Source organism: Rhizobium sp. R711 (assembly GCF_002211365.1).
Classification (GTDB): Bacteria; Pseudomonadota; Alphaproteobacteria; order Rhizobiales; family Rhizobiaceae; genus Rhizobium.
Genome location: NZ_LOKZ01000003.1, coordinates 89,283 through 113,878, shown reverse-complemented (window position 1 = coordinate 113,878; position 24,596 = coordinate 89,283). Strand labels below are relative to the sequence as shown.

Sequence of the window (24,596 nt, the reverse complement as noted above, 5' to 3'; positions counted from 1 at the left end):
TCCCTGCCCTGTCTTAGAAGACTGAGCAAAGAACCTCGCCACCAACGTTCTGTTCGCGAGCCTGGTGATCGGCCATCACGCCCTTCGGGGTCGAAAGGATGGTGATGCCGAGGCCGTTCGCGACCTGCGGAATGGACTTGACCGAGACATAAACCCGGCGGCCCGGCTTGGACACACGGCCGATCTCACGGATCACCGATGCGCCTTCGTAGTACTTGAGTTCGATGTTGAGCTCAGACTTGCCATTGCCGAAATCGACAACGGAATAGCCACGGATGTAGCCTTCAGACTGCAGAACATCGAGAACACGTGCACGGAGCTTCGAAGCAGGCGTCGAAACCGACGACTTGCGGCGAGAAGCGCCGTTGCGGATGCGAGTGAGCATATCGCCCAACGGATCAGTCATTGTCATCTAACCTGCTCCTTACCAGCTCGACTTGACGATGCCCGGCACCTTGCCGAGATTGCCGAGTTCACGCAGCGCGATACGCGACATGCGCAGTTTGCGGTAGTATGCGCGCGGACGGCCCGATACTTCGCAACGGTTGCGAATGCGGGTCTTGGATCCATCGCGCGGCAGGGATGCCAGCTTGATCGATGCCTTGAACCGCTCTTCGATCGGAAGAGCCTGGTTCATGATGATCGCCTTCAGAGCTGCGCGCTTGGCAGCCTGGTTAGCGACCGTAGTACGGCGGCGCTTGTTCTTTTCAACTGCGCTTGTCTTCGCCATGTGCGGTTCCTTTTCTACGCTCGTCGTTACGGTTACTGACGGAACGGGAAGTTGAACTCTGTCAGCAGAGCCCGTGCTTCGTCGTCCTTCGTTGCCGTCGTGCAAACGATGATGTCCATGCCCCACATCTGATCAACCTTGTCGTAGTTGATCTCAGGGAACACAATGTGCTCCTTGATGCCCATGGCGAAGTTGCCACGGCCGTCAAAGCTCTTCGGGTTTAGGCCGCGGAAGTCGCGAACGCGCGGAAGCGCGATATTCACGAGACGGTCCAGGAACTCGTACATGCGAGCGCCGCGCAGGGTGACCTTCGCGCCGATCGGCATGTTTTCGCGGACCTTGAAGCCAGCGATAGAGTTGCGGGCACGGGTGATGACCGGCTTCTGACCAGCGATAGCGGCCAAGTCGGCTGCAGCAACAGTCGGCTTCTTCGAATCAGCCGTCGCTTCACCAACACCCATGTTGATTACGATCTTGTCGAGCTTCGGGATCATCATTTCGTTGGCGTAGGAGAACTTCTCCTGCATCGCCGCACGAATGCGCTCGACATATTCCTTCTTGAGCCGCGGCTCGTACTTTGCGTCAGCCATCAGATCACCTCACCGGAACGCTTGGCCACACGGACCTTCTTGCCGTCAACAACCTTGAAACCGACGCGGGTCGGCTTGCCGTCCTTGTCGACGATTGCAACGTTAGAGAGGTGAACAGCGGCTTCCTTGCTGATGATGCCGGCTTCCTGGCTCTGCGTCTGGCGCTGGTGGCGCTTTACGACGTTGATGCCACGAACAACGGCACGATCTTCCTTAGGCAGAACCTGGAGGACTTCGCCAGTGCGGCCCTTGTCCTTGCCTGCGAGCATGACGACCTTGTCGCCCTTACGAATCTTTTGCATCGTTCGCGCTCCTTACAGTACTTCGGGAGCCAGCGAGATGATCTTCATGTGGTTCTTGGCGCGAAGTTCGCGCGGAACCGGTCCGAAGATACGGGTGCCGATCGGCTCTTTCTTGTTGTCGATGAGGACTGCTGCATTGGTGTCGAAGCGGATGATGGAACCATCAACGCGACGGATTTCCTTGGCGGTGCGAACAACCACCGCCTTCATCACGTCACCCTTCTTCACGCGGCCGCGCGGGATCGCTTCCTTGATCGAAACGACGATAACGTCGCCGATCCCGGCATACTTGCGCTTCGAGCCGCCCAGCACCTTGATGCACATGACACGACGTGCGCCGGAATTATCCGCCACATCGAGGTTTGTTTGCATCTGAATCATATCAGGTCGCCTTTTTGTTTTACCGGAATGGTTGGGCTTTGAGCCCCCTTTCCCGGCATATGAAAATCTGTCAGCCGACCGAACCCATCTCGAAGACAGGCACAGATACGGCAATAGCTTGAATAGCGCGGGAAAATCGTGCCAGGGTGGTTTCCCCAAGGGGACCTTCCGTGCGCTCAAAGCAAAAGAACGCCCGTCTTTCGAGCGTTCTGACGCTGCTTCATACAGAAATTTTCGCGAGACGCAAGGCCTCGCGAGAAATTCTTACTTTGCCTGGGCGGAAACGACCGTCCAGCGCTTGTCCTTCGAGATCGGCGCGCATTCCTCGATGGATACGACATCGCCGATCTTGTACTGGTTGTTTTCGTCGTGGGCCTTGTACTTCTTGGACCGACGAACAGTCTTCTGAAGCAGCGGGTGAGCGAAACGACGCTCAACGCGAACTACGACAGTCTTCTCGTTCTTGTCGCCAACGACAACGCCCTGCAGAATGCGCTTCGGCATGTTATTCTTCCTTTACGCCTTTGCTTCTGCCGCCTTCTGGCGGGCAATGGTTTTCACGCGGGCAATGTCCTTGCGGACTTCGTTGATGCGCGAGGACTTTTCCAGCTGACCGGTAGCCTTCTGGAAGCGCAGGTTGAACTGCTCCTTCTTCAGGTCGGCGAGCTTGTCCTTAAGCTGGTCGGCCGTGAGGCCGCGTACTTCTTCGGCTTTCATGTGCCTTGCTCCTTACTCTGCAATGCGCTGAACGAAGCGCGTCTTGACCGAGAGCTTGGCAGAGCCGAGGCGAAGCGCTTCACGAGCGATTTCTTCGCTGACGCCGTCGATTTCGAACATCATACGGCCTGGCTTGACCTTGCATGCCCAGTATTCGACAGAGCCCTTGCCCTTACCCATACGGACTTCGGTCGGCTTTGCTGTTACCGGAACATCCGGGAACACGCGGATCCATACACGGCCGGCGCGCTTCATGTAACGCGTGATCGCGCGGCGGGCCGCTTCGATCTCGCGTGCATTGACGCGGTTCGGCTCTTGAGCCTTAAGGCCGAATTCGCCGAAGGCCAGGTCAGAACCACCCTTGGCGACGCCCTTGATGCGGCCCTTAAATTGCTTGCGGTACTTGGTACGCTTTGGCTGCAACATTTTCTTATTCTCCGAACTTATCTGCCACCAACGCTATTAAGCGTTGTCGCGGCGACGATCGCGGTCGCGGCTTGCCGGACCCTGAGCGTCACCCTCGAGTGCGCGGCGCTCGGAGGCCATCGGATCGTGCTCAAGGATTTCGCCCTTGAAGATCCAAACCTTGATGCCGCAGATGCCGAAAGCGGTTTCCGCTTCAGCCGTACCGTAGTCGATGTCAGCGCGCAGCGTGTGCAGCGGAACGCGACCTTCGCGGTACCACTCCGTACGAGCGATTTCAGCACCGCCGAGACGGCCTGCGCAGGTGATCTTGATGCCTTCGGCGCCAAGACGCATTGCAGACTGAACGGCACGCTTCATGGCGCGACGGAAAGCAACACGACGCTCGAGCTGCTGAGCGATCGACTGTGCAACGAGCGTAGCGTCGACTTCCGGCTTGCGAACTTCAACGATGTTGAGGTGCGTTTCGGAATTCGTCATCTCCGACAGCTTCTTGCGGAGCTTGTCGATGTCTGCGCCCTTCTTGCCGATGATCAGGCCCGGACGAGCCGAGTGGATCGTGACGCGGCACTTCTTGTGCGGACGCTCGATGACCACCTTGGCGATACCGGCCTGCTTCAGTTCGCTCATGACGAACTTGCGCATCTTCAGGTCTTCGTGCAGCAGCTGGCCGTACTCGGCATTGTCCGCGAACCAGCGGCTATCCCAGGTACGGTTGATGCCAAGACGGAAACCGATTGGATTAATTTTCTGACCCATTATGCGGCCTCCTCTTGTGCCTGCACTTCGCGGACAACGATCGTGAGGTGCGCGAACGGCTTCTCAATGCGAGATGCACGGCCACGGCCACGAGCGTGGAAACGCTTCATGACGATCGACTTGCCGACGTAGGCTTCTGCGACGACCAGCGTGTCAACGTCGAGATCGTGGTTGTTCTCAGCGTTTGCAATCGCAGATTCGAGCGTCTTCTTGACGGCGCCTGCGATGCGCTTGCGGGAGAATTCCAGCTCAGCGAGTGCACGATCGACCTTCTTGCCGCGGATAGCCGCAGCAACGAGGTTGAGCTTCTGTGGGCTGACGCGGAGCGTGCGGGCGACTGCTTGCGCCTCGTTGTCCTTCAGCCGGCGTTCGGCTTTTGCCTTGCCCATTGTTACTTCCTCTTTGCCTTCTTGTCCGCACCGTGACCGTAGTAGGTCCGGGTCGGAGAGAATTCACCGAATTTATGACCGACCATGTCTTCATTGACGCTGACCGGAACATGCTTGCTGCCGTTGTAGACGCCGAAGGTGAGACCGACGAACTGCGGCAGGATCGTGGAGCGACGGCTCCAGATCTTGATTACTTCTGCACGTCCGCCTTCACGAACCTTCTCAGCCTTCTTGAGAAGATAGCCGTCAACGAACGGACCTTTCCATACTGAACGAGCCATTGGAGACTTCCTCTCTTACTTCTTACGCTGATGACGCGAGCGCATGATCATCTTGTCGGTCGACTTGTTCGACCGGGTGCGCTTGCCCTTGGTCGGTTTACCCCACGGAGTAACCGGGTGACGGCCACCAGAGGTACGGCCTTCACCACCGCCGTGCGGGTGGTCGACTGGGTTCATGACAACACCGCGGTTGTGCGGACGCTTGCCGCGCCAAACGGTACGACCGGCCTTGCCGTCGTTGATGTTGGCGTGATCCGGGTTCGAAACCGCACCGATCGAAGCAAGGCAAGTGCCGTGTACAAGGCGCTGTTCACCGGAGTTCAGGCGAAGGATCGCCATGCCCTGGTCGCGGCCGACGAGCTGTGCGTAACCGCCAGCCGAACGTGCGATCTGGCCACCCTTGCCCGGCTTCATTTCCACGTTGTGGATGATGGAGCCGACCGGGATGAACTGCAGCGGCATGGTGTTGCCTGGCTTCACGTCGACAGCCTTCTCCGAAGAGATGACCTTGTCGCCGGCAGCGAGACGCTGCGGAGCGAGGATGTAGGCCTTCTCGCCGTCAGCATAGGTCACCAGCGCGATGAAAGCCGTACGGTTCGGATCGTATTCGATACGCTCGACAGTGCCTTCAACGTCGAACTTGCGACGCTTGAAGTCGACCAGACGGTACGTGCGCTTGTGACCGCCGCCGATGAAGCGGGCTGTGATGCGGCCGAGGTTGTTACGACCGCCGCTCTTGGTCAGACCTTCCGTCAGCGCCTTGACCGGCTTGCCCTTGTAGAGGCCGGAGCGGTCGACGATGACCAGCTGCCGCTGGCTCGGGGTCGTAGGATTGAATGTTTTCAATGCCATCTTTTTATTCCTCAGAGACCGGTGGAGACGTCGATCGTCTGGCCTTCAGCCAGCGTTACGACTGCCTTCTTCACGTCCTGCTGCTTGCCGACAAAACCGCGGAAACGCTTGGTCTTGCCCTTGCGGAGCAGAGTGTTGACGGCCGTGACCTTGACGCCGAACAGCGCCTCGACTGCAGCCTTGATTTCCGGCTTCGACGCCTTCTTGGCGACATTGAAAACAACCTGGTTGTTTTCCGATACCAGCGTGGACTTTTCGGTAATCGCCGGCGAGACGATCACATCATAGTGGCGAAGGTCGGTCACTTGAAACGCTCCTCTAGAGCTTCGACGGCAGCCTTGGAAAGCACGAGCTTGCCGCGGCGCACGATGTCGTAAACGTTGATGCCCTGGATCGGCAGAACATCGATGTTCGGGATGTTCTGAGCTGCGAGCTTGAAGTTGCCATCAAGTTCAGCGCCACCGATGAAGAGCGCATTGGTCAGGCCGAGCGTCTCGAAAGCAGATGCCAGTGCCTTGGTCTTTGCTTCTGCAGCAACCAGGCTGTCGATGATGATGACATCGTCGGACTTCAGCTTGGCCGAGAGGGCGTGACGCAGGCCGAGAGCACGAACCTTCTTGGGAAGGTCGTGTTCGTGGCTGCGAGCGACCGGGCCGTGTGCCTTACCACCGCCGCGGAACTGCGGAGCGCGAGCCGAATGGTGACGAGCGCGGCCCGTACCCTTCTGCTTGTACATCTTGGCGCCGGTGCGCGAAACGTCCGCGCGGCCCTTTGCCTGGTGCGTGCCCTGCTGCTTCTTGGCAAGCTGCCAGCGGATCACGCGGGCAAGAATGTCTTCGCGGGGCTCAAGGCCGAAAATCGCGTCAGAAAGAGAAACCTTCCCTGCGTCTTTTCCCTCGAGGGTTTTGACGTTGAATTCCATTGGTCTGGCTCCCTTACTTCGCGGCCGACTTGACGGCGTCGCGCACGATGATCCAGGCACCCTTGGAACCGGGCACTGCACCCTTGATCAGGATCAGACCACGATCTTCGTCGGTCGAAACCACTTCAAGGTTCTGAGTCGTTACGCGCGTCTGGCCCATGTGACCAGCCATCTTCTTGTTCTTGAAAACCTTGCCCGGATCCTGGCGCGAACCCGTCGAACCATGCGAGCGGTGCGACACAGACACACCGTGCGTGGCGCGAAGACCGCCGAAACCGTGGCGCTTCATAGCACCCGCAAAGCCCTTACCGATCGTCGTACCCGTCACATCGACGAGCTGACCAGCTGCGAAGTGACCCGCCTTGAGCTCGGTACCAACCTCGAGGAGGTTGTCTTCCGACACGCGGAATTCAGCGAGCTTAGCCTTCGGCTCGACGTTGGCGACAGCAAAATTGCCGCGCATCGCCTTTGACGTATTCTTGACCTTCGCCGTGCCAGCACCGAGCTGAACTGCGGCGTAGCCGTTCTTTTCTACTGTGCGCTGGGCCACAACCTGGCAGCCTTCCATGCGCAGTACTGTTACCGGAACATGTTCGCCAGCGTCGTTGTAGACGCGGGTCATGCCCACCTTCTGTGCAATCACACCTGAACGCATCGGTTCAATCCTTCCAACTCAGCTCGAGCGGGGCTCAGAGCTTGATCTCAACATCGACACCAGCGGCGAGATCGAGCTTCATCAGCGCGTCTACCGTCTGCGGTGTCGGGTCAACGATGTCGAGAAGGCGCTTATGTGTGCGCATCTCGAACTGCTCGCGGCTCTTCTTGTCGATGTGTGGGGACCGGTTGACCGTAAACTTCTCGATGCGAGTCGGAAGCGGAACGGGGCCCCGGACGCTAGCACCGGTGCGCTTCGCCGTCGACACGATCTCGCGCGTAGAAGCATCGAGAATCCGGTGATCGAACGCCTTCAGGCGAATGCGGATATTTTGGCCGTTCATTCGACGTTATCCTTGTGTTTGTTTCCCACGTGCCTGTTGGGCAGACACGGGTTGTTCTTTTTCCTAAGGCGGACCACCGGTTTCAAAGATCGAGAGGGACACCGGAATGCAGCATCCCTATCTAGTCTTCAGGCCTGACGGCCCACCTTATTGTTTGCTGTAGTCACCCGCTCCAATGAACGAAGCAGGGCGCAAATCGCGCTCGCGCGCCATTTGCAACATTTCTCTGTAATAAGCAAGCGGCTAGAGCCGCTTGCATCATAATAATGTCATCGAATCGGCCGCTCCGAATGAAGCGGCCGGTCGAAGCTTACTCGACGATGGAGGCGACGATGCCTGCGCCGACGGTACGGCCGCCTTCGCGGATCGCGAAGCGCAGCTTTTCTTCCATCGCGATCGGAACGATCAGCTCGACGTCAACCGTGACGTTGTCGCCAGGCATAACCATTTCCGTGCCTTCCGGCAGCGTGACGATGCCCGTGACGTCCGTCGTGCGGAAGTAGAACTGCGGACGGTAGTTCGTGAAGAACGGCGTATGACGGCCGCCTTCTTCCTTCGTCAGGATGTAGGCTTCGGCCTTGAACTTCTTGTGCGGCTTGACGGAGCCCGGCTTGCACAGGATCTGACCACGCTCGACGCCGTCACGGTTCACACCGCGAACGAGAGCGCCGATGTTGTCGCCAGCCTGGCCCTGGTCGAGCAGCTTGCGGAACATTTCAACGCCGGTCACCGTCGTCTTCGAGGTCGGGCGGATGCCGACGATTTCAACTTCTTCGCCAACCTTGACGATACCGCGCTCGACGCGACCGGTCACAACCGTACCACGGCCCGAGATCGAGAACACGTCTTCGATCGGCATCAGGAACGGCTGGTCGATCGGACGCTCAGGCGTCGGGATGTAGGCGTCAACAGCAGCCATCAGCTCGCGGATCGCGTCTTCGCCGATCTTCTTGTCGCTGTCTTCGAGAGCAGCCAGAGCCGAGCCCTTGATGACCGGAATGTCGTCGCCCGGGAAGTCGTAGGACGACAGAAGTTCGCGCACTTCGAGCTCGACGAGCTCGAGAAGCTCGGCGTCGTCAACCTGGTCGACCTTGTTGAGGAACACGACGATTGCCGGAACGCCAACCTGACGAGCGAGCAGGATGTGCTCGCGGGTCTGCGGCATCGGGCCGTCAGCAGCTGAGCAAACCAGGATCGCGCCGTCCATCTGGGCAGCACCGGTGATCATGTTCTTGACGTAGTCGGCGTGGCCGGGGCAGTCAACGTGGGCATAGTGGCGGTTCGGGGTCTCATACTCGACGTGCGCCGTCGAGATGGTGATGCCGCGAGCCTTTTCTTCCGGAGCCGCGTCGATCTGGTCGTACGCCTTGAACTCGCCGAAATACTTCGTGATCGCTGCCGTCAGAGACGTCTTGCCGTGGTCAACGTGGCCGATCGTGCCGATGTTAACGTGCGGCTTGTTGCGCTCAAACTTACTCTTTGCCATGTGGGCTCTCCACTCTTTTAAGGTCCCCTGAGGGATCTAATTCTTGTTATCGGTCAATTGGTATTCCGGTCACTTCTGACCGGAATACTTTGCCTGGATTTCCGTTGCGACGTTCGACGGGACCGGCGCGTAGTGATCAAAGGTCATCGTGTACTGAGCACGGCCCTGCGACATGGAGCGCAGGTTATCGACGTACTTGAACATGTTCGCCAGCGGAACGTTGGCGCTGATAACGACGGCGATACCACGGCTTTCCTGGCCCTGGATCTGACCACGGCGAGAGTTCAGGTCGCCGATAACGTCGCCGACGTAGTCTTCCGGCGTTACGACTTCTACCTTCATCATCGGCTCGAGGAGCTGAGCGCCGGCCTTCTTGGCTGCTTCACGGAAGCAGGCACGCGAAGCGATTTCGAACGCCAGAACCGACGAGTCGACGTCGTGGAAGGCGCCGTCGATGAGCGTCGCCTTGACGCCGAGCATCGGGAAGCCAGCCAGCGGACCGGAGGACAGAACGCTTTCGATACCCTTCTGAACGCCCGGGATGTATTCCTTCGGAACAGCACCGCCGACGATCTTGGATTCGAACTTGAAGTCTTCGCCATCCGGGTTCGGTTCGAAGACGATCTTGACGCGCGCGAACTGACCGGTACCACCGGACTGCTTCTTGTGCGTGTAGTCTTCTTCGTGCTGACGTGTGATGGTTTCGCGGTAAGCGACCTGCGGAGCACCGACGTTTGCTTCAACCTTGAACTCGCGACGCATACGGTCAACGATGATGTCGAGGTGAAGTTCGCCCATGCCGGCGATGATCGTCTGGCCGGATTCCTGGTCGGTCTTGACGCGGAAGGACGGGTCTTCAGCAGCCAGGCGGTTGAGCGCGAGGCCCATCTTTTCCTGGTCGCCCTTGGACTTCGGCTCGATCGCGATCTGAATGACCGGCTCGGGGAATTCCATGCGCTCGAGAATAACAGGCTTCAGCGGATCGCAGAGCGTGTCACCCGTGGTGGTTTCCTTCAAGCCAGCGAGAGCGACGATATCGCCTGCAAAGGCTTCTTCGATGTCTTCACGCGAGTTCGAGTGCATCTGCAGCATACGGCCGACACGCTCGCGCTTGTCCTTGACCGTGTTCATAACCGACGAGCCCTTTTCGAGCTTGCCGGAGTAGATGCGTGCGAAGGTGAGCGAACCGACGAAGGGGTCGTTCATGATCTTGAACGCGAGCATCGAAAGCGGCTCGGAATCGTCAGCATGACGCTCGATTTCAGCTTCGGTCTTGAAGTCGATGCCCTTGATCGCCGGAATGTCGAGCGGCGACGGCAGGTAGTCGACGACGGCATCGAGCAGAGGCTGAACGCCCTTGTTCTTGAAGGCGGTACCGCAGAACATCGGGTGGAACTTGACGTCAATCGTGCCGCGGCGAACGAGCGCGCGGATCTGATCGTTGTCGGGCATGTTGCCTTCGAGGTAGGCTTCCATCGCGGCTTCGTCGATCTCGACAACGGTCTCGATCAGCTTTTCGCGATATTCTTCAGCCTTCGCCTTCATGTCCTCAGGGATTTCGACGACGTCCCACTGGGCGCCGAGCGATTCATCGCGCCAGACGAGAGCATTCATCTCGATCAGGTCGACGACGCCTTTGAACTCAGTTTCTGCGCCGATCGGAAGCTGCATGACGACAGCCGTTGCACCGAGACGGGTCTTGATCATCTCAACCGAGCGGTAGAAGTCTGCGCCGGTCTTGTCCATCTTGTTGCAGAAGATCATGCGCGGAACATTGTACTTCTCAGCCTGACGCCAGACGGTTTCCGTCTGCGGCTCAACCCCGGCGTTGGCGTCGAGAAGAGCAATAGCACCGTCGAGAACGCGCAGCGAACGCTCGACTTCGATGGTGAAGTCAACGTGGCCGGGGGTGTCGATGATGTTGAAGCGGCGCATCTTGCCGTCACGGCCCTTCCAGAAGGTCGTGGTGGCAGCGGAGGTGATCGTGATACCACGCTCCTGCTCCTGCTCCATCCAGTCCATCGTGGCCGCGCCATCGTGCACTTCGCCGATCTTGTGCGACTTGCCGGTATAGTAAAGGATACGCTCCGTCGTCGTCGTCTTGCCGGCGTCGATGTGCGCCATAATACCGAAATTTCGGTAGTCTTCGATTTTATATTCGCGAGCCATTGTGGACTGCCTTTCGAACCCGTTCGGGATTACCAGCGATAATGCGAGAACGCACGGTTGGCGTCAGCCATCTTGTGCGTGTCTTCGCGCTTCTTGACCGCGGAACCACGGTTGTTGGATGCATCGAGAAGCTCGCCCGACAGTCGATCGACCATGGTCGTTTCGTTGCGCTTGCGCGCGGCAGCGATCAGCCAGCGGATGGCCAGAGCCTGACGGCGCTCTGGACGAACATCAACCGGAACCTGATAGGTTGCACCACCAACGCGGCGCGAACGGACTTCAACGTGCGGAGCAACGTTATCCAGAGCCTGATGGAACACGCCGAGCGGCTCCTGCTTGGACTTGCCCTGCACGGCGTCGAATGCGCCGTATACAATGCTCTCTGCGACAGACTTCTTGCCGTCAAGCATGATTGCATTCATGAACTTGGTTACAACCAGATCGCCGAACTTCGGGTCCGGGTTGATCTCGCGCTTTTCTGCTCTGTGACGTCTGGACATACTTCTCGTCTCTTCAACTGTTAAAGGCGCTCTACCACGCGGAGGACCTCGCGCAGCGCCGGGATTTCAAAACCGAATTACTTCGGACGCTTCGCACCGTACTTCGAACGGCGCTGCTTGCGGTTCTTGACACCCTGGGTATCGAGAACGCCGCGGATGATGTGATAACGAACACCCGGAAGGTCCTTAACGCGGCCGCCACGGATCATGACGACAGAGTGTTCCTGAAGGTTGTGACCTTCGCCCGGGATGTAGCCGATGACTTCGAAGCCATTGGTCAGACGGATCTTTGCGACCTTACGGAGAGCCGAGTTCGGCTTCTTCGGGGTCGTCGTGTAAACGCGGGTGCAAACGCCGCGCTTCTGTGGGTTTTCCTGCAGAGCAGGAACCTTATTACGCTTTACGTTCGCCTGACGCGGCTTGCGGATAAGCTGGTTTACGGTAGGCATTCAACCATCCCTTACGTTTATATCTCAATCCCTTGCGGGCGTAACTCGCGCCGTCTCCGGCAAGACCACACGCTTGTCTCAATGCGCAAAACGTGGCCCGATCCGCTTTCGCAGATGGACCACTGAGAGCAGAGGACGCAAAAGACATGCGTCATGCGTGCAGGCATCATATCTTCAACGTGCGTTTCGAACCTTGTTTGAGGTGATCTCCGGGGCGCGTCGCCCCGAATGGCCATGCCTCACATGGGTCCGGATGGCGCGGGTACTACTGGTTTCCCGTCGTCTCGTCAAGGCCGTTAAGAAATAAACTTCGGCTGAACGCCTTGAAACCGGGCCATTACACCCTCTTTTGGGGCTTCTAGGCGAATTCACCGCAGCACGGCAAGATAAACTTGGGCATTGCAACAAAAAGCCGCTATGGAATCACCGATTGCAGACGCTAAGCGCATGAAATCAGATTCAAATCTCGAATCGAAGGACATCCGATGATTACTGCCCCCGACAACGACAACAATTCCGAAGGCCCGATGGTCTTCATCATCATCGGCAAGGGCTATGAGTCCGACAACAGCGAGGGTGTCGACCTCCACATCATGCTCAAGGCCGCCGACGACGATAGTGCAGTGCGGGAAGCTCTGAACGCCCTCGCCGAGGAAGGCTTCATCGAGGCCGATCTCGATCAGATCGGCATGCTGACCGAGGTCCCGGAAGAGGAGCCGCATGCCTCCGCCTATCAGGGCGCCGTCGATGGCGAAGTCGCGATCATCCGCTTCAGCTGAAGCAGCGATGAAGCCGGATGCGCTCAAGGTGCTGATCTATGCGACCTGGCGCGACCGGCTCCTGGTTTTCGATGAGCCCGACTTTCCCGAGGTCGAGCTTCAGGTTCCGGGCGGCACGGTAGAGATCGGCGAAGATATCGACGCCGCCGCATTTCGGGAATTCTCTGAAGAGACCGGGATCCGACCCGCAACTCCCCTCACTCCGCTCACCGTCCACGACTATCGCTTTTCCAAGGACGGTGCGGAAGTCCGCCATCGGCGGCACTACTTCCACATTCACCTTGAAGGCGACCACCCCGTCACCTGGCAGCATCGAGAAATGACGCCTTTCGGCGGCGGTCCGATTCTGTTCCGTTTCTTCTGGCTCGGCTTCGACGACGCCCAGAGTCGGCTCGGCTATGGCATGGAGCATGGATTACCGCTGCTTGGCTAAGCCTGCTCGCAGCGATAACGAACCTAAAACAAAAGCCGCCCGGATCGCTCCGGGCGGCTTTTCAATTCTCAGAACCAAGCTGCCGACTATTCGGCAGCCGGTGCGCTCTCGCCTGCGAGATCCTGCAGCATCGGCGTGGCGACATCGGCGCCCGTGCCCTTGCGGCGTTCTTCGAGGATCAGCTCGTCACGCGACGTAGCGATACGGCGGATCTGGGTCATCGTGCCACCGGTACCGGCCGGGATCAGGCGGCCGACGATGACGTTTTCCTTCAGCCCCTGCAGCCCGTCGGTCTTGCCGGCGATCGCTGCTTCCGTCAACACCTTCGTGGTTTCCTGGAAGGAAGCCGCGGAGATGAAGGACGGGGTCTGCAGAGACGCCTTGGTGATACCCAGCAGAACCGGATCGCCATAGGCGGGCTTCTTGCCCTGTTCGATCAGCGCGTCGTTGACGTCTTCGAGCTCGATACGATCGACGTTGTCGCCGACGATATAGGTCGAGTCGCCGGCATCGGTGATTTCCACCTTCTGCAGCATCTGACGGACAATCACCTCGATGTGCTTGTCGTTGATGACAACGCCCTGCAAGCGATAGACTTCCTGGATTTCGTTGACCAGGTACGAAGCCAGAGCTTCGACGCCCTTGATCGCCAGGATGTCGTGCGGAGCCGGGTTACCGTCGAGGATGTAGTCACCCTTTTCGATGTAGTCGCCTTCCTGAAGGTGGAAGGGCTTGCCCTTCGGGATCAGGTATTCGACAGGCTCGACACCGTCTTCCGCCGGTTCGATGATGACGCGACGCTTGTTCTTGTAGTCACGGCCAAGGCGGATCGTACCATCGATCTCAGCGATGATGGCGTGGTCCTTCGGACGACGAGCTTCGAACAGTTCGGCAACACGCGGCAGACCACCGGTGATGTCCTTGGTCTTGGCGCTTTCCAGCGGCGAACGCGCAAGAACGTCACCCTGGGAGACCTTCGTGCCCGGCTCGACCGACAGAATGGCGTCGACCGAGAGCAGGAAGCGAGCGTCACCGCCACGGGACAGCTTCATGACATTGCCGCTGGCGTCCTTGATGACGATTGCCGGCTTGAGGTCCGAACCGCGCGGCGTCGAACGCCAGTCGATAACCTGACGCTTGGTGATACCGGTGGATTCGTCGGTCGCTTCGAGAACCGAGAGACCGTCGATCACGTCTTCGAACTGAACAGTACCAGCCACTTCCGTCATCATCGGACGGGTGTAGGGGTCCCACTCTGCCAGACGCTGGCCGCGCTTGACCCTGTCGCCTTCGTCGACGTGCAGCTTCGAACCGTAAGCAACGCGCTGCGAGGAGCGCTCGACACCACGCTCGTCCAGGATCTGGACGGTCATGTTACGGCCCATCGCGACCAGAACGTTCTCCGAGTTGCGTAGAACGTTGCGGTTCTTGATCTGGATCGTACCTTCATACGAGGCTTCCAGGAACGACTGGTCGACCACGTTTGCAGTGCCACCAAGGTGGAACGTACGCATGGTGAGCTGCGTACCAGGCTCGCCGATCGACTGAGCCGCGATAACGCCGACTGCTTCGCCCATGTTGACGGGCGTGCCGCGTGCAAGGTCGCGACCGTAGCAAACCGAGCAAACGCCGGTCTGAACTTCGCAGGTCAGAGCCGAACGAATGCGGATCGACTGGATACCAGCCTTTTCGATCTCGATGACATCGGGCTCAAGGATCATTTTGCCAGCATCGACGAGACGCTCGCCGGTGACCGGATGATCGATATCATCAAGGGCCGTACGACCGAGGATACGCGCGCCGAGCGAGGCAACGACCTGACCGGCATCGACGATGGCGGTCATGGTGAGGCCCTTGTCGGTGCCGCAATCCACGAGGTTGACGATGCAATCCTGCGCGACGTCGACGAGACGACGGGTCAGGTAACCGGAGTTGGCCGTCTTCAGAGCGGTGTCTGCGAGACCCTTACGGGCACCGTGGGTCGAGTTGAAGTACTCGTTGACGGTCAGACCTTCCTTGAAGTTCGACGTGATCGGCGTCTCGATGATTTCACCCGACGGCTTGGCCATGAGGCCACGCATGCCGCCCAGCTGACGCATCTGGTTCGGAGAACCACGGGCACCGGAGTGCGACATCATGTAGATGGCGTTCATCGGCTTCTGGCGACCGGTGTTCGGATCGAACTCGACGGCCTTAATGCGTGCCATCATGTCCTCAGCGACCTTCTCGGTTGCCTTGCCCCAGGCGTCAACGACCTTGTTGTACTTCTCGCCCTGAGTGATCAGGCCGTCGTTGTACTGCTGCTCGTATTCCTTGACCAGATTTTCGGTGTCACCGACGATCTTTGCCTTGGTTTCCGGAATGACCATGTCGTCCTTGCCGAACGAAATGCCGGCGCGGCAGGCATGGGCAAAGCCGAGCTGCATGATACGATCGCAGAAGATGACCGTGTCCTTCTGGCCGCAATGACGGTAGACCGTGTCGATCATCTTGGAGATGTTCTTCTTGGTCATTTCCTGGTTGCAAACGTCGAAGGTCACCTTGCCGTTCTTCGGCAGGAGTTCGCCGATGAGCAGGCGGCCCGGAGTCGTTTCATAGATCTTCGAGTACGGCTTGCCGTCCTCGCCGATCGACTTGAAGCGGCCGCGGATTTTGGTGTGCAGCGTAACGACCTTGGTCTCGAGCGCATGGTGCAGTTCGCCGAGGTCGGAGAAGGCCATACCTTCGCCCGGCTCGTTCTGGTTCATGATCGCGAGATAGTACAGGCCGAGAACCATGTCCTGCGACGGAACGATGATCGGTGCGCCGTTTGCAGGGTGCAGGATGTTGTTCGTCGACATCATCAGAACGCGGGCTTCGAGCTGCGCTTCGAGCGACAGCGGCACGTGAACGGCCATCTGGTCACCATCGAAGTCGGCGTTGAAGGCCGTGCAGACGAGCGGATGCAGCTGGATGGCCTTGCCTTCGACCAGGGTCGGTTCGAAGGCCTGGATGCCCAGACGGTGCAGCGTCGGTGCGCGGTTCAGGAGAACCGGATGCTCGCGGATGACCTCGTCGAGGATATCCCAAACCTCAGGCTTTTCCTTTTCAACCAGCTTCTTGGCCTGCTTGACGGTCGAGGAGTAACCCTTGGCGTCGAGGCGGGCATAGATGAACGGCTTGAAGAGCTCGAGCGCCATCTTCTTCGGAAGACCGCACTGGTGCAGCTTGAGTTCCGGACCGGTCACGATGACCGAACGGCCGGAATAGTCGACGCGCTTGCCGAGCAGGTTCTGACGGAAGCGGCCCTGCTTGCCCTTGAGCATGTCGGACAGCGACTTCAGCGGACGCTTGTTGGCGCCGGTGATGACGCGGCCACGACGGCCGTTGTCGAACAGCGCGTCCACAGATTCCTGCAGCATGCGCTTTTCGTTACGGATGATGATGCCCGGAGCGCGCAGTTCGATCAGGCGCTTCAGACGGTTATTACGGTTGATAACGCGGCGGTACAGATCGTTGAGATCCGACGTCGCGAAACGGCCGCCATCCAGCGGAACCAGCGGACGCAGGTCCGGCGGGATGACCGGGACGACCTTCATGATCATCCATTCCGGACGGTTACCGGATTCCATGAAGTTCTCAACGATCTTCAGGCGCTTCATCAGCTTCTTCTGCTTGAGGTCCGACGTGGTGTCGGCAAGCTCGGAGCGCAGATCGCCAGCGATCTTCTCGAGGTTCATCGATGCCAGCATCTCGTAGATGGCTTCAGCACCGATCATGGCCGTGAACTGGTCCTCCCCGTATTCGTCGACGGCCAGCATGTACTCTTCTTCCGAGAGGAGCTGGTGCTCCTTGAGGGCGGTGAGGCCCGGCTCGGTGACGATGTAGTTTTCGAAGTAGAGAACGCGCTCTACATCTTTCAGCGTCATGTCGAGCAGCGTCGAGATGCGAGATGGCAGCGACTTCAGGAACCAGATGTGGGCAACGGGAGCTGCGAGCTCGATATGGCCCATGCGCTCACGGCGAACGCGCGACAGCGTGACTTCGACGCCGCACTTTTCGCAGATGATGCCCTTGTACTTCATGCGCTTATACTTGCCGCACAGGCACTCGTAGTCCTTGATCGGTCCGAAAATACGCGCGCAGAAGAGACCGTCGCGTTCCGGCTTGAACGTACGGTAGTTGATGGTTTCCGGCTTCTTGATCTCACCGTAAGACCAGGAAAGAATCTTCTCCGGAGAAGCAATCGAAATCCGGATGGAATCGAAGTTCTGTGCAGGCACCTGCGGATTGAAAAGATTCATGACCTCTTGGTTCATGCCTGTCTCCTTCATGGGCGATGCGCCCTTATCTTGCATGGACGGCGGCAAATCCCGGGAGCCGCGCCAACGCTCAAAACGACAATAACCGCAGAATGCGGCGAAATCGTCCCTGCCCGGCCGACACCTGTACGGGGCCAGAGCAGGAACGGTGTGCGCTGCATGACAGCGCACACCCGATCAGTGCTTACTCGGCAGCGTCCGGCAACTGGCTGGCCTGCTGCTCCTCGAGCTTCGAATTCTCGAGTTCGACGGAGAGACCGAGCGAGCGCATTTCCTTGACGAGAACGTTGAAGCTTTCCGGAATACCGGCCTCGAACGTATCGTCGCCACGGACGATGGCTTCGTAGACCTTGGTACGGCCGGCAACGTCGTCCGACTTGACCGTAAGCATTTCCTGCAGCGTGTAAGCTGCACCGTATGCTTCCAGAGCCCAGACCTCCATTTCGCCGAAGCGCTGACCGCCGAACTGCGCCTTGCCGCCCAGCGGCTGCTGGGTAACAAGCGAGTAAGGACCGATCGAACGGGCGTGGATCTTGTCGTCGACCAGGTGGTTCAGCTTCAGCATGTAGATGTAGCCAACCGTGACCTGGCGGTCGAACTGCTCGCCGGTACGGCCGTCGTACAGCGTCGACTGGCCGCTTTCCTTGAGACCAGCCAGAGCCAGCATCGCATTGACGTCACCTTCATGAGCACCGTCGAAGACCGGCGTTGCAATCGAAACGCCGCGCTTCCACTGGTCAGCCAGACGCAGAACCGAGTCATCGTCGAAGTCCTTGACCTGTTCGGCCTTCGGACCGTCGCCGACAACGTCGCCGATCGTCTTGCGCAGAGGCTCGATGTTGCCGCTCGCCTTGTAGGCTTCCAGCATATCGCCGATCTGACGGCCCATGCCGGCGCAAGCCCAGCCGAGGTGCGTCTCGAGGATCTGACCGACGTTCATGCGTGAAGGCACGCCGAGCGGGTTCAGAACGACGTCAACATGCGTACCGTCTTCCAGGAACGGCATGTCTTCGACCGGAACGATACGCGACACAACACCCTTGTTGCCGTGACGGCCGGCCATCTTGTCGCCTGGCTGGATCTTGCGCTTAACAGCAACGAAGACCTTGACCATCTTCATGACGCCCGGAGGCATTTCGTCGCCGCGCTGGACCTTCTCGACCTTGTCCATGAAGCGCTGTTCAAGGCGCGACTTGGATTCGTCGTACTGGCCACGCAGCGCTTCGAGTTCACCCTGGACCTTTTCGTCTTCGACGGCAAACATCCACCACTGCGAGCGGGGATATTCGGAAACGACGTTGTTCGCCAGTTCCGTGCCCTTCTTGAAGCCCTTCGGGCCGGCAATCGCGACCTGGCCACGCAGCATGTCCACCAGACGACCGTAGACGTTACGGTCGAGGATCGCCTGCTCGTCGTCGCGGTCCTTTGCAAGACGCTCGATCTCTTCTCGCTCGATAGCCATCGCGCGCTCGTCCTTCTCAACGCCGTGGCGATTGAAGACGCGCACTTCGACGATCGTGCCGTAGGTGCCGGGCGGCATACGCATCGAGGTGTCGCGGACGTCCGAAGCCTTTTCACCGAAGATGGCGCGCAGGAGCTTTTCTTCCGGCGTCATCGGGCTTTCGCCCTTCGGCGTGATCTTGCCGACGAGGATATCGCCCGGCTGAACTTCGGCGCCGATGTAGACGATACCAGCTTCGTCGAGGTTCTTCAGCGCTTCTTCCGACACGTTCGGAATGTCGCGCGTGATTTCTTCCGGACCAAGCTTGGTGTCACGGGCCATCACTTCGAATTCTTCGATGTGGATGGAGGTGAACACGTCGTCAGCAACGATACGCTCAGAGAGCAGGATCGAGTCTTCGTAGTTGTAACCGTTCCAGGGCATGAACGCGACGAGTGCGTTGCGGCCGAGAGCGAGATCGCCCAGATCCGTCGACGGGCCGTCGGCGAGGATGTCGCCACGGTTGACAACGTCACCAACGGTGACCAGCGGCCGCTGGTTAACGCAGGTGTTCTGGTTCGAACGCTGGAACTTCTGCAGGCGGTAGATATCGACGCCAGACTTGCCAGCTTCAAGGTCTTCCGTCGCACGGATAACGATACGCGTCGCGTCGACCTGGTCGACCACGCCGCCACGACGGGCGCCGATAGCAGCACCAGAGTCGCGGGCAACGACCGGCTCCATGCCGGTGCCGACGAACGGAGCTTCAGCGCGCAGCAGCGGAACGGCCTGACGCTGCATGTTCGAGCCCATGAGAGCGCGGTTGGCGTCGTCGTTTTCCAGGAACGGGATGAGAGCCGCAGCAACCGAAACGACCTGCTTCGGCGAAACGTCCATCAGGTTCATGCTGTCGCGCGGAGCGAGCATAACTTCGCCTGCGTGACGGCAAACAACGAATTCGTCGGTGAAGGAACCGTCGGCGCCGAGCTCGGCGTTCGCCTGTGCGACGTAGTACTTCGCTTCTTCCATAGCGGAGAGGTAAAGAACGTCGTTCGTCACCTTGCCATCAACGATACGGCGGTACGGGCTTTCGATGAAGCCATACTTGTTGACGCGAGCGAAGGTCGCAAGGCTGTTGATCAGACCGATGTTCGGGCCTTCCGGCGTTTCGATCGGGCAAATACGGCCGTAGTGGGTCGGATGCACGTCGCGGACTTCGAAGCCTGCGCGCTCGCGGGTCAGACCACCCGGGCCAAGTGCCGAGAGACGGCGCTTGTGGGTGATTTCCGAAAGCGGGTTCACCTGGTCCATGAACTGCGACAGCTGCGAGGAGCCGAAGAATTCGCGAACGGCAGCAGCTGCCGGCTTCGCGTTGATCAGGTCCTGCGGCATGACCGTGTCGATTTCGATCGAGGACATACGTTCCTTGATCGCACGCTCCATGCGGAGCAGGCCAAGACGGTACTGGTTTTCCATCAGTTCGCCGACAGAGCGAACGCGACGGTTACCGAGGTTGTCGATGTCGTCGATTTCGCCCTTACCGTCGCGCAGTTCGACCAGCATCTTGACCACGGCCAGGATGTCGTCCTTGCGCAGGATGCGGACGGTGTCTTCGACGTCGAGGTCGAGACGCATGTTCATCTTCACGCGGCCAACAGCGGAGAGATCGTAACGCTCCGCATCGAAGAACAGCGAGTTGAACATGGCTTCGGCCGAGTCCATTGTCGGCGGTTCGCCCGGACGCATGACACGGTAGATATCGAACAGAGCGTCCTGACGGTTTTCGTTCTTGTCCGCGGTCAGCGTGTTGCGGATGTAGGCGCCAACGTTGATGTGGTCGATACCGAGAACCGGGATCTCGTCGAAGCCGTTTTGCAGAATGATCGGCAGCGTCTTCTCGTCGATCTCGTCGCCCGCTTCGAGGTAAATCTCACCCGTCGAGTAGTTGACGATGTCTTCGGCGAGGTAGTTGCCGTACAGGTCTTCGTCGGTTGCCTTCAGAGCCTTGAGGCCCTTGTCAGCGAGCTGGCGGAGCAGACGTGGCGTCAGCTTCTTGCCGGCTTCGACAACGACTTCGCCGGTGTCGGCGTCAACCATTTCGGTGATTGCCTTGGCACCCTTGAGGGTCTCGGGCTTGAACGGAATACGCCAGCCCTTGCCGTCACGCTGGTAATCCGACTTCGTGTAGAAGGTCGACAGGATTTCTTCGCCATCCATACCGAGTGCCATCAGCAGCGAGGTCACGGGGATCTTGCGACGACGGTCGATACGGGCATAGACGATGTCCTTGGCGTCGAACTCGATATCGAGCCAGGAACCGCGATACGGGATCACGCGGGCAGCAAAGAGCAGCTTGCCGGAAGAATGGCTCTTGCCCTTGTCGTGGTCGAAGAAGACGCCCGGCGAACGGTGCATCTGAGACACGATAACGCGCTCGGTACCGTTGACGATGAACGTACCGTTGTTGGTCATGAGCGGCATGTCGCCCATGTAAACCGACTGTTCCTTGATGTCCTTGATGGACTTCGCGCCCGTATCTTCATCGATATCGAACACGATCAGACGAAGAGTAACCTTCAGCGGCGCGGCGTAGGTCAGGTCGCGCTGGCGGCATTCATCAACGTCAAACTTTGGCGGTTCGAATTCGTAGGACACGAATTCCAGCATGGAAGCGCCGGAGAAATCCGTGATCGGGAAAACAGACTTGAAGACAGCCTGAAGGCCCTCATCAGGGCGACCGCCCTTGGGCTCTTCAACCATCAGGAATTGATCATACGATGCCTTCTGAACCTCGATGAGGTTCGGCATTTCTGCGACTTCTGGGATCTTACCGAAAAACTTGCGTACGCGCCTACGACCATTGAACGAAAGGGTCTGAGCCATCGTCGCTCCTTCAAAAATTGCATCCGGGCCTGCAACGGACGGGAACCGATGGCCAGTCGACCCCGTCAATCAATGGGTAGTTCAATCTCGTCTCACTTCCCGAAATGTGAGGCCGGATTGCCTTCACGTCTCGGTTCGAGACCATCCTCTTGAAGAACCCATTACCCAAAAGCCGTTTTCACGCGGCTTTTGGGTAATTCGTTCCAGAAAACGGCAAATGGGAGGCCGGAAATCCAGCCTCCCAGATGCAGTTCAAGATTACTTAACGTCGACCTTAGCGCCGGCGTCTTCAAGCTTCTTCTTGATGTCAGCAGCTTCAGCCTTGGAAACGGCTTCCTTGACAGCCTTCGGAGCGCCTTCGACGAGGTCCTTGGCTTCCTTGAGGCCGAGGCCGGTGATGCCACGAACTTCCTTGATGACGTTGATCTTGTTAGCGCCGGCATCCGTGAGGATAACGTCGAACTCGGTCTTTTCTTCTTCAGCAGCAGCAGCAGCGCCTGCACCGCCAGCAACAGCAGCAACAGCTACCGGAGCAGCAGCGGAAACGCCCCACTTTTCTTCGAGAAGCTTGGACAGTTCTGCAGCTTCCAGAACGGTCAGCGAGGAGAGGTCTTCAACGATCTTTGCGAGATCAGCCATGTTATCAGTTCCTTTTGTTCGGTTCGAACCGGTGTTTTATAAACAGCAAAAAACCGCCTTATGCGGCTTCGTCCTTCTTGGCGTAAGCCGAAAACACGCGAGCAAGCTGGCTTGCCGGTGCTGCAACAACGCCTGCGATGCGGGTGGCCGGAGTCTGGATCATGCCCAGCAGCTTCGCGCGCAGTTCGTCCAACGACGGCAGGGTCGCAAGCGACTTGACTGCATCGGCGTTGAGCGTCGTTGTTCCCATGGCACCACCGAGAACAACGATCTTATCGTTGGTCTTGGCGAAATCCACGACGACTTTCGGAGCGGTGATCGGGTCATTGCTGTACGCAATGAGCGTCTGACCGGTGAAGAGATTGGAAATCCCTTCCGCTTCCGTACCCTGAAGGGCGATCTTGGCCAGGCGGTTCTTCGCGACTTTGACGGTACCGCCAGCTGCACGCATCTTTGAACGGAAGTCGTTCATCTGCGCGACTGTAGCACCAGCATAGTGGGCCACGACAACCGAGCCCGAAGCCTTGAAGACTTCGTTCAGTTCCGTGACGAATTCGCGTTTTTCCGCTCTTTCCACTGCCTATCTCCAGTTGGCAGGACCTTTTTGACGGGCCCCACCGGGTTGCCTTTTGCCTCCTGGGATCAAAAGAGATCCCAAGCGACGCTTGAGGATCCTGTCCCCTCGCGCTTCGCGCCAGAAAGGCCGAAGGCACAAGGCATCCAAGGCTCGAACCAAATTCCTAGAAGTAGAACTTCATGCAATTCGGGTCTTACCCGTCTCATGCAGGCCAAGTGATTAAGGGAAAACCACCTGCAATCTCGGACAGGATTCCGGATTTCTCCGGAATATTCCGGCCCCTTTCGAGGCCGGAATTCTTTAAACCGGGCCGAAGCCCGGCGAATTCGTTAAGCGGCCGGAGCCGTAACGGACGACGGGTCGATCTTGACGCCCGGACCCATGGTCGAAGAGATCGCTACGCGCTTGACGTAGTTGCCCTTCGCGCCAGCCGGCTTCGCCTTGATGACGGCATCAGCGAAGGCACGGATATTTTCTTCCAGAGCCTTTGCATCGAAGGATGCCTTGCCAACGCCAGCGTGAACGATACCAGCCTTTTCGACGCGGAACTCGACAGCGCCGCCCTTGGATGCCTTGACGGCACCAACAACGTCCATCGTAACCGTACCAACCTTCGGGTTCGGCATCATGCCACGCGGGCCGAGAACCTTACCGAGGCGGCCGACGAGCGGCATCATGTCCGGGGTCGCGATGCAACGATCGAAATCGATCTTGCCGCCCTGGACGATTTCGACGAGCTCTTCAGCGCCGACGATATCTGCGCCAGCTGCCTTGGCTTCATCAGCCTTGGCGCCACGAGCGAAGACAGCAACGCGAACGTCGCGGCCGGTGCCGTTCGGCAGGTTGACAACGCCGCGGACCATCTGGTCTGCGTGACGCGGATCGACGCCGAGGTTCATGGCGACTTCGATGGTTTCATCGAACTTCGCGACGGCACGTTCCTTGACCATGCCGATAGCAAGGTTCAGAGCGTAGAGCTTTGTGGGATCAACACCTTCGTTGATCTTCTTGGTGCGCTTGCCAGCCATGGTCTTATCCTACCACTTCCAGGCCCATGGCGCGGGCAGAGCCCTCGATCATCGCCATTGCACCTTCGATATCCGCTGCGTTCAGATCCTTCATCTTGGCTTCTGCGATCGACTTGATCTGAGCCTTGGTGAGCTTGCCGGCGACGGCGCCCTTGCCAGGCGTCTTCGAACCGGACGTGATCTTCGCTTCCTTCTTCAGCCAGTAGCTTACCGGCGGCTGCTTCATCGCGAAGGTGAAGGACTTGTCCTGATAATAGGTGATGACGACCGGGATCGGCATACCCTTTTCCATTTCCTGCGTAGCGGCGTTGAACGCCTTGCAGAATTCCATGATGTTAATGCCACGCTGACCAAGCGCCGGGCCGATTGGTGGGGACGGGTTTGCCGATCCTGCCTTGACCTGAAGCTTGAGCTGGCCTGCAACCTTCTTAGCCATATCTCTCTGCCTTTCACTGACGACCGGTTGCCCGGCCAATAAATGCCGGATCGCTCCGGCGGCTGCGGTTGCGTGGTTCGGATTTTAGGACCCGGCTAAGGTGCCCTCACCTTCCACGCGCTTTGCGGCTT

The 24,596-nt window shown here is 58.7% G+C and carries 28 protein-coding genes; 2 read left to right on the top strand and 26 right to left on the bottom strand.

Annotation, left to right across the window (positions count from 1 at the left end):
* Positions 1-13: 13 nt before the first annotated feature.
* The 20 genes from rpsH to rpsL all read right to left on the bottom strand — a co-directional run bounded on the left by rpsH (position 14) and on the right by rpsL (position 11,948).
* Complete coding sequence (gene rpsH, locus ATY80_RS07285; RefSeq protein ID WP_004674934.1) at positions 14-412, bottom strand: 30S ribosomal protein S8; 399 nt, start codon at positions 410-412, stop codon at positions 14-16.
* A 12-nt stretch (positions 413-424) separates the two neighbouring features.
* Positions 425-730 (bottom strand): 30S ribosomal protein S14, encoded by a 306-nt coding sequence (rpsN, locus tag ATY80_RS07280; RefSeq protein WP_003573787.1) that lies wholly within the window; start codon positions 728-730, stop codon positions 425-427.
* A 32-nt stretch (positions 731-762) separates the two neighbouring features.
* Positions 763-1,320 carry a 50S ribosomal protein L5 gene (gene rplE, locus ATY80_RS07275; RefSeq protein ID WP_088691789.1) on the bottom strand — a complete coding sequence of 186 codons (558 nt, stop codon included), beginning with the start codon at positions 1,318-1,320 and terminating at the stop codon, positions 763-765.
* Entirely contained in the window at positions 1,320-1,622 is a 303-nt protein-coding gene (gene rplX, locus ATY80_RS07270) for a 50S ribosomal protein L24 (RefSeq protein ID WP_037127218.1), read from the bottom strand. Before rplX ends, rplE begins: the two co-directional genes overlap by 1 nt.
* Positions 1,623-1,634: 12 nt before the next feature.
* Entirely contained in the window at positions 1,635-2,003 is a 369-nt protein-coding gene (gene rplN / locus ATY80_RS07265; RefSeq protein ID WP_007787738.1) for a 50S ribosomal protein L14, read from the bottom strand.
* A gap of 264 nt (positions 2,004-2,267) precedes the next feature.
* Positions 2,268-2,507 (bottom strand): 30S ribosomal protein S17, encoded by a 240-nt coding sequence (gene rpsQ, locus ATY80_RS07260; protein ID WP_007531674.1) that lies wholly within the window; start codon positions 2,505-2,507, stop codon positions 2,268-2,270.
* Positions 2,508-2,519: 12 nt separating this feature from the next.
* The gene (rpmC, locus tag ATY80_RS07255; protein ID WP_007531673.1) at positions 2,520-2,720 is read right to left on the bottom strand and encodes a 50S ribosomal protein L29; all 201 of its coding nucleotides are present in this window, start codon (positions 2,718-2,720) and stop codon (positions 2,520-2,522) included.
* 12 nt (positions 2,721-2,732) lie between these two features.
* Complete coding sequence (gene rplP / locus ATY80_RS07250; protein ID WP_003573792.1) at positions 2,733-3,146, bottom strand: 50S ribosomal protein L16; 414 nt, start codon at positions 3,144-3,146, stop codon at positions 2,733-2,735.
* Between the two features lie 36 nt (positions 3,147-3,182).
* Positions 3,183-3,902: a 30S ribosomal protein S3 gene (rpsC, locus tag ATY80_RS07245; RefSeq protein ID WP_007531669.1), complete on the bottom strand. Its 720-nt coding sequence runs from the start codon at positions 3,900-3,902 to the stop codon at positions 3,183-3,185.
* Positions 3,902-4,291, bottom strand: coding sequence for a 50S ribosomal protein L22 (gene rplV / locus ATY80_RS07240; protein ID WP_007531667.1), 390 nt, complete (start codon positions 4,289-4,291; stop codon positions 3,902-3,904). The genes rpsC and rplV overlap by 1 nt, the downstream gene beginning before the upstream one ends.
* A 2-nt stretch (positions 4,292-4,293) precedes the next feature.
* Positions 4,294-4,572: a 30S ribosomal protein S19 gene (rpsS, locus tag ATY80_RS07235; protein WP_007531666.1), complete on the bottom strand. Its 279-nt coding sequence runs from the start codon at positions 4,570-4,572 to the stop codon at positions 4,294-4,296.
* 15 nt (positions 4,573-4,587) lie between these two features.
* The gene (gene rplB, locus ATY80_RS07230) at positions 4,588-5,424 is read right to left on the bottom strand and encodes a 50S ribosomal protein L2 (protein ID WP_088691788.1); all 837 of its coding nucleotides are present in this window, start codon (positions 5,422-5,424) and stop codon (positions 4,588-4,590) included.
* An 11-nt stretch (positions 5,425-5,435) separates the two neighbouring features.
* On the bottom strand, positions 5,436-5,729 hold the full coding sequence (locus ATY80_RS07225) for a 50S ribosomal protein L23 (RefSeq protein ID WP_007531663.1): 294 nt from the start codon (positions 5,727-5,729) through the stop codon (positions 5,436-5,438).
* On the bottom strand, positions 5,726-6,346 hold the full coding sequence (rplD, locus tag ATY80_RS07220; protein WP_007531661.1) for a 50S ribosomal protein L4: 621 nt from the start codon (positions 6,344-6,346) through the stop codon (positions 5,726-5,728). Before rplD ends, ATY80_RS07225 begins: the two co-directional genes overlap by 4 nt.
* Before the next feature lie 13 nt (positions 6,347-6,359).
* Positions 6,360-7,001, bottom strand: a complete 642-nt coding sequence (gene rplC, locus ATY80_RS07215; protein WP_007531659.1) for a 50S ribosomal protein L3 — start codon at positions 6,999-7,001, stop codon at positions 6,360-6,362.
* A 34-nt stretch (positions 7,002-7,035) separates the two neighbouring features.
* Positions 7,036-7,344, bottom strand: coding sequence for a 30S ribosomal protein S10 (gene rpsJ / locus ATY80_RS07210; RefSeq protein ID WP_003547547.1), 309 nt, complete (start codon positions 7,342-7,344; stop codon positions 7,036-7,038).
* A gap of 310 nt (positions 7,345-7,654) precedes the next feature.
* Positions 7,655-8,830, bottom strand: a complete 1,176-nt coding sequence (tuf, locus tag ATY80_RS07205) for an elongation factor Tu (protein WP_018857113.1) — start codon at positions 8,828-8,830, stop codon at positions 7,655-7,657.
* A gap of 69 nt (positions 8,831-8,899) precedes the next feature.
* Entirely contained in the window at positions 8,900-10,999 is a 2,100-nt protein-coding gene (gene fusA, locus ATY80_RS07200) for an elongation factor G (RefSeq protein ID WP_088691787.1), read from the bottom strand.
* A gap of 29 nt (positions 11,000-11,028) precedes the next feature.
* Positions 11,029-11,499: a 30S ribosomal protein S7 gene (rpsG, locus tag ATY80_RS07195; protein WP_007531641.1), complete on the bottom strand. Its 471-nt coding sequence runs from the start codon at positions 11,497-11,499 to the stop codon at positions 11,029-11,031.
* A gap of 77 nt (positions 11,500-11,576) precedes the next feature.
* The gene (gene rpsL / locus ATY80_RS07190; RefSeq protein ID WP_003547537.1) at positions 11,577-11,948 is read right to left on the bottom strand and encodes a 30S ribosomal protein S12; all 372 of its coding nucleotides are present in this window, start codon (positions 11,946-11,948) and stop codon (positions 11,577-11,579) included.
* Positions 11,949-12,433: 485 nt separating this feature from the next.
* Between rpsL and ATY80_RS07185 the strand changes: the two genes are divergently transcribed.
* On the top strand, positions 12,434-12,727 hold the full coding sequence (locus ATY80_RS07185) for a transcriptional regulator (RefSeq protein WP_088691786.1): 294 nt from the start codon (positions 12,434-12,436) through the stop codon (positions 12,725-12,727).
* A gap of 7 nt (positions 12,728-12,734) precedes the next feature.
* The gene (locus tag ATY80_RS07180; protein WP_088691785.1) at positions 12,735-13,160 is read left to right on the top strand and encodes an NUDIX domain-containing protein; all 426 of its coding nucleotides are present in this window, start codon (positions 12,735-12,737) and stop codon (positions 13,158-13,160) included.
* 86 nt (positions 13,161-13,246) lie between these two features.
* Here ATY80_RS07180 and rpoC read toward each other — a convergent pair whose 3' ends face one another.
* The 6 genes from rpoC to rplK form a co-directional block, all read right to left on the bottom strand.
* Positions 13,247-17,458 (bottom strand): DNA-directed RNA polymerase subunit beta', encoded by a 4,212-nt coding sequence (gene rpoC / locus ATY80_RS07175; RefSeq protein WP_088691784.1) that lies wholly within the window; start codon positions 17,456-17,458, stop codon positions 13,247-13,249.
* 187 nt (positions 17,459-17,645) lie between these two features.
* Complete coding sequence (gene rpoB, locus ATY80_RS07170) at positions 17,646-21,785, bottom strand: DNA-directed RNA polymerase subunit beta (RefSeq protein ID WP_088691783.1); 4,140 nt, start codon at positions 21,783-21,785, stop codon at positions 17,646-17,648.
* Positions 21,786-22,043: 258 nt separating this feature from the next.
* On the bottom strand, positions 22,044-22,424 hold the full coding sequence (gene rplL / locus ATY80_RS07165; RefSeq protein WP_037138717.1) for a 50S ribosomal protein L7/L12: 381 nt from the start codon (positions 22,422-22,424) through the stop codon (positions 22,044-22,046).
* A gap of 58 nt (positions 22,425-22,482) precedes the next feature.
* Entirely contained in the window at positions 22,483-23,001 is a 519-nt protein-coding gene (rplJ, locus tag ATY80_RS07160; RefSeq protein ID WP_037138714.1) for a 50S ribosomal protein L10, read from the bottom strand.
* A gap of 329 nt (positions 23,002-23,330) precedes the next feature.
* Complete coding sequence (gene rplA / locus ATY80_RS07155) at positions 23,331-24,029, bottom strand: 50S ribosomal protein L1 (protein WP_088691782.1); 699 nt, start codon at positions 24,027-24,029, stop codon at positions 23,331-23,333.
* A gap of 4 nt (positions 24,030-24,033) precedes the next feature.
* The gene (gene rplK, locus ATY80_RS07150; RefSeq protein ID WP_007791992.1) at positions 24,034-24,465 is read right to left on the bottom strand and encodes a 50S ribosomal protein L11; all 432 of its coding nucleotides are present in this window, start codon (positions 24,463-24,465) and stop codon (positions 24,034-24,036) included.
* Positions 24,466-24,596: the final 131 nt, after the last annotated feature.

Coding starts and splice junctions, on each gene's coding strand:
- rpsH (WP_004674934.1), bottom strand. CDS start 412: ATGACAATGACTGATCCGTTGGGCGATATGCTCACTCGCATCCGCAAC.
- rpsN (WP_003573787.1), bottom strand. CDS start 730: ATGGCGAAGACAAGCGCAGTTGAAAAGAACAAGCGCCGCCGTACTACG.
- rplE (WP_088691789.1), bottom strand. CDS start 1,320: ATGGCTGACGCAAAGTACGAGCCGCGGCTCAAGAAGGAATATGTCGAG.
- rplX (WP_037127218.1), bottom strand. CDS start 1,622: ATGCAAAAGATTCGTAAGGGCGACAAGGTCGTCATGCTCGCAGGCAAG.
- rplN (WP_007787738.1), bottom strand. CDS start 2,003: ATGATTCAGATGCAAACAAACCTCGATGTGGCGGATAATTCCGGCGCA.
- rpsQ (WP_007531674.1), bottom strand. CDS start 2,507: ATGCCGAAGCGCATTCTGCAGGGCGTTGTCGTTGGCGACAAGAACGAG.
- rpmC (WP_007531673.1), bottom strand. CDS start 2,720: ATGAAAGCCGAAGAAGTACGCGGCCTCACGGCCGACCAGCTTAAGGAC.
- rplP (WP_003573792.1), bottom strand. CDS start 3,146: ATGTTGCAGCCAAAGCGTACCAAGTACCGCAAGCAATTTAAGGGCCGC.
- rpsC (WP_007531669.1), bottom strand. CDS start 3,902: ATGGGTCAGAAAATTAATCCAATCGGTTTCCGTCTTGGCATCAACCGT.
- rplV (WP_007531667.1), bottom strand. CDS start 4,291: ATGGGCAAGGCAAAAGCCGAACGCCGGCTGAAGGACAACGAGGCGCAA.
- rpsS (WP_007531666.1), bottom strand. CDS start 4,572: ATGGCTCGTTCAGTATGGAAAGGTCCGTTCGTTGACGGCTATCTTCTC.
- rplB (WP_088691788.1), bottom strand. CDS start 5,424: ATGGCATTGAAAACATTCAATCCTACGACCCCGAGCCAGCGGCAGCTG.
- rplD (WP_007531661.1), bottom strand. CDS start 6,346: ATGGAATTCAACGTCAAAACCCTCGAGGGAAAAGACGCAGGGAAGGTT.
- rplC (WP_007531659.1), bottom strand. CDS start 7,001: ATGCGTTCAGGTGTGATTGCACAGAAGGTGGGCATGACCCGCGTCTAC.
- rpsJ (WP_003547547.1), bottom strand. CDS start 7,344: ATGAACGGCCAAAATATCCGCATTCGCCTGAAGGCGTTCGATCACCGG.
- tuf (WP_018857113.1), bottom strand. CDS start 8,830: ATGGCAAAGAGTAAGTTTGAGCGCAACAAGCCGCACGTTAACATCGGC.
- fusA (WP_088691787.1), bottom strand. CDS start 10,999: ATGGCTCGCGAATATAAAATCGAAGACTACCGAAATTTCGGTATTATG.
- rpsG (WP_007531641.1), bottom strand. CDS start 11,499: ATGTCCAGACGTCACAGAGCAGAAAAGCGCGAGATCAACCCGGACCCG.
- rpsL (WP_003547537.1), bottom strand. CDS start 11,948: ATGCCTACCGTAAACCAGCTTATCCGCAAGCCGCGTCAGGCGAACGTA.
- ATY80_RS07185 (WP_088691786.1), top strand. CDS start 12,434: ATGATTACTGCCCCCGACAACGACAACAATTCCGAAGGCCCGATGGTC.
- ATY80_RS07180 (WP_088691785.1), top strand. CDS start 12,735: ATGAAGCCGGATGCGCTCAAGGTGCTGATCTATGCGACCTGGCGCGAC.
- rpoC (WP_088691784.1), bottom strand. CDS start 17,458: ATGAACCAAGAGGTCATGAATCTTTTCAATCCGCAGGTGCCTGCACAG.
- rpoB (WP_088691783.1), bottom strand. CDS start 21,785: ATGGCTCAGACCCTTTCGTTCAATGGTCGTAGGCGCGTACGCAAGTTT.
- rplL (WP_037138717.1), bottom strand. CDS start 22,424: ATGGCTGATCTCGCAAAGATCGTTGAAGACCTCTCCTCGCTGACCGTT.
- rplA (WP_088691782.1), bottom strand. CDS start 24,029: ATGGCTGGCAAGCGCACCAAGAAGATCAACGAAGGTGTTGATCCCACA.
- rplK (WP_007791992.1), bottom strand. CDS start 24,465: ATGGCTAAGAAGGTTGCAGGCCAGCTCAAGCTTCAGGTCAAGGCAGGA.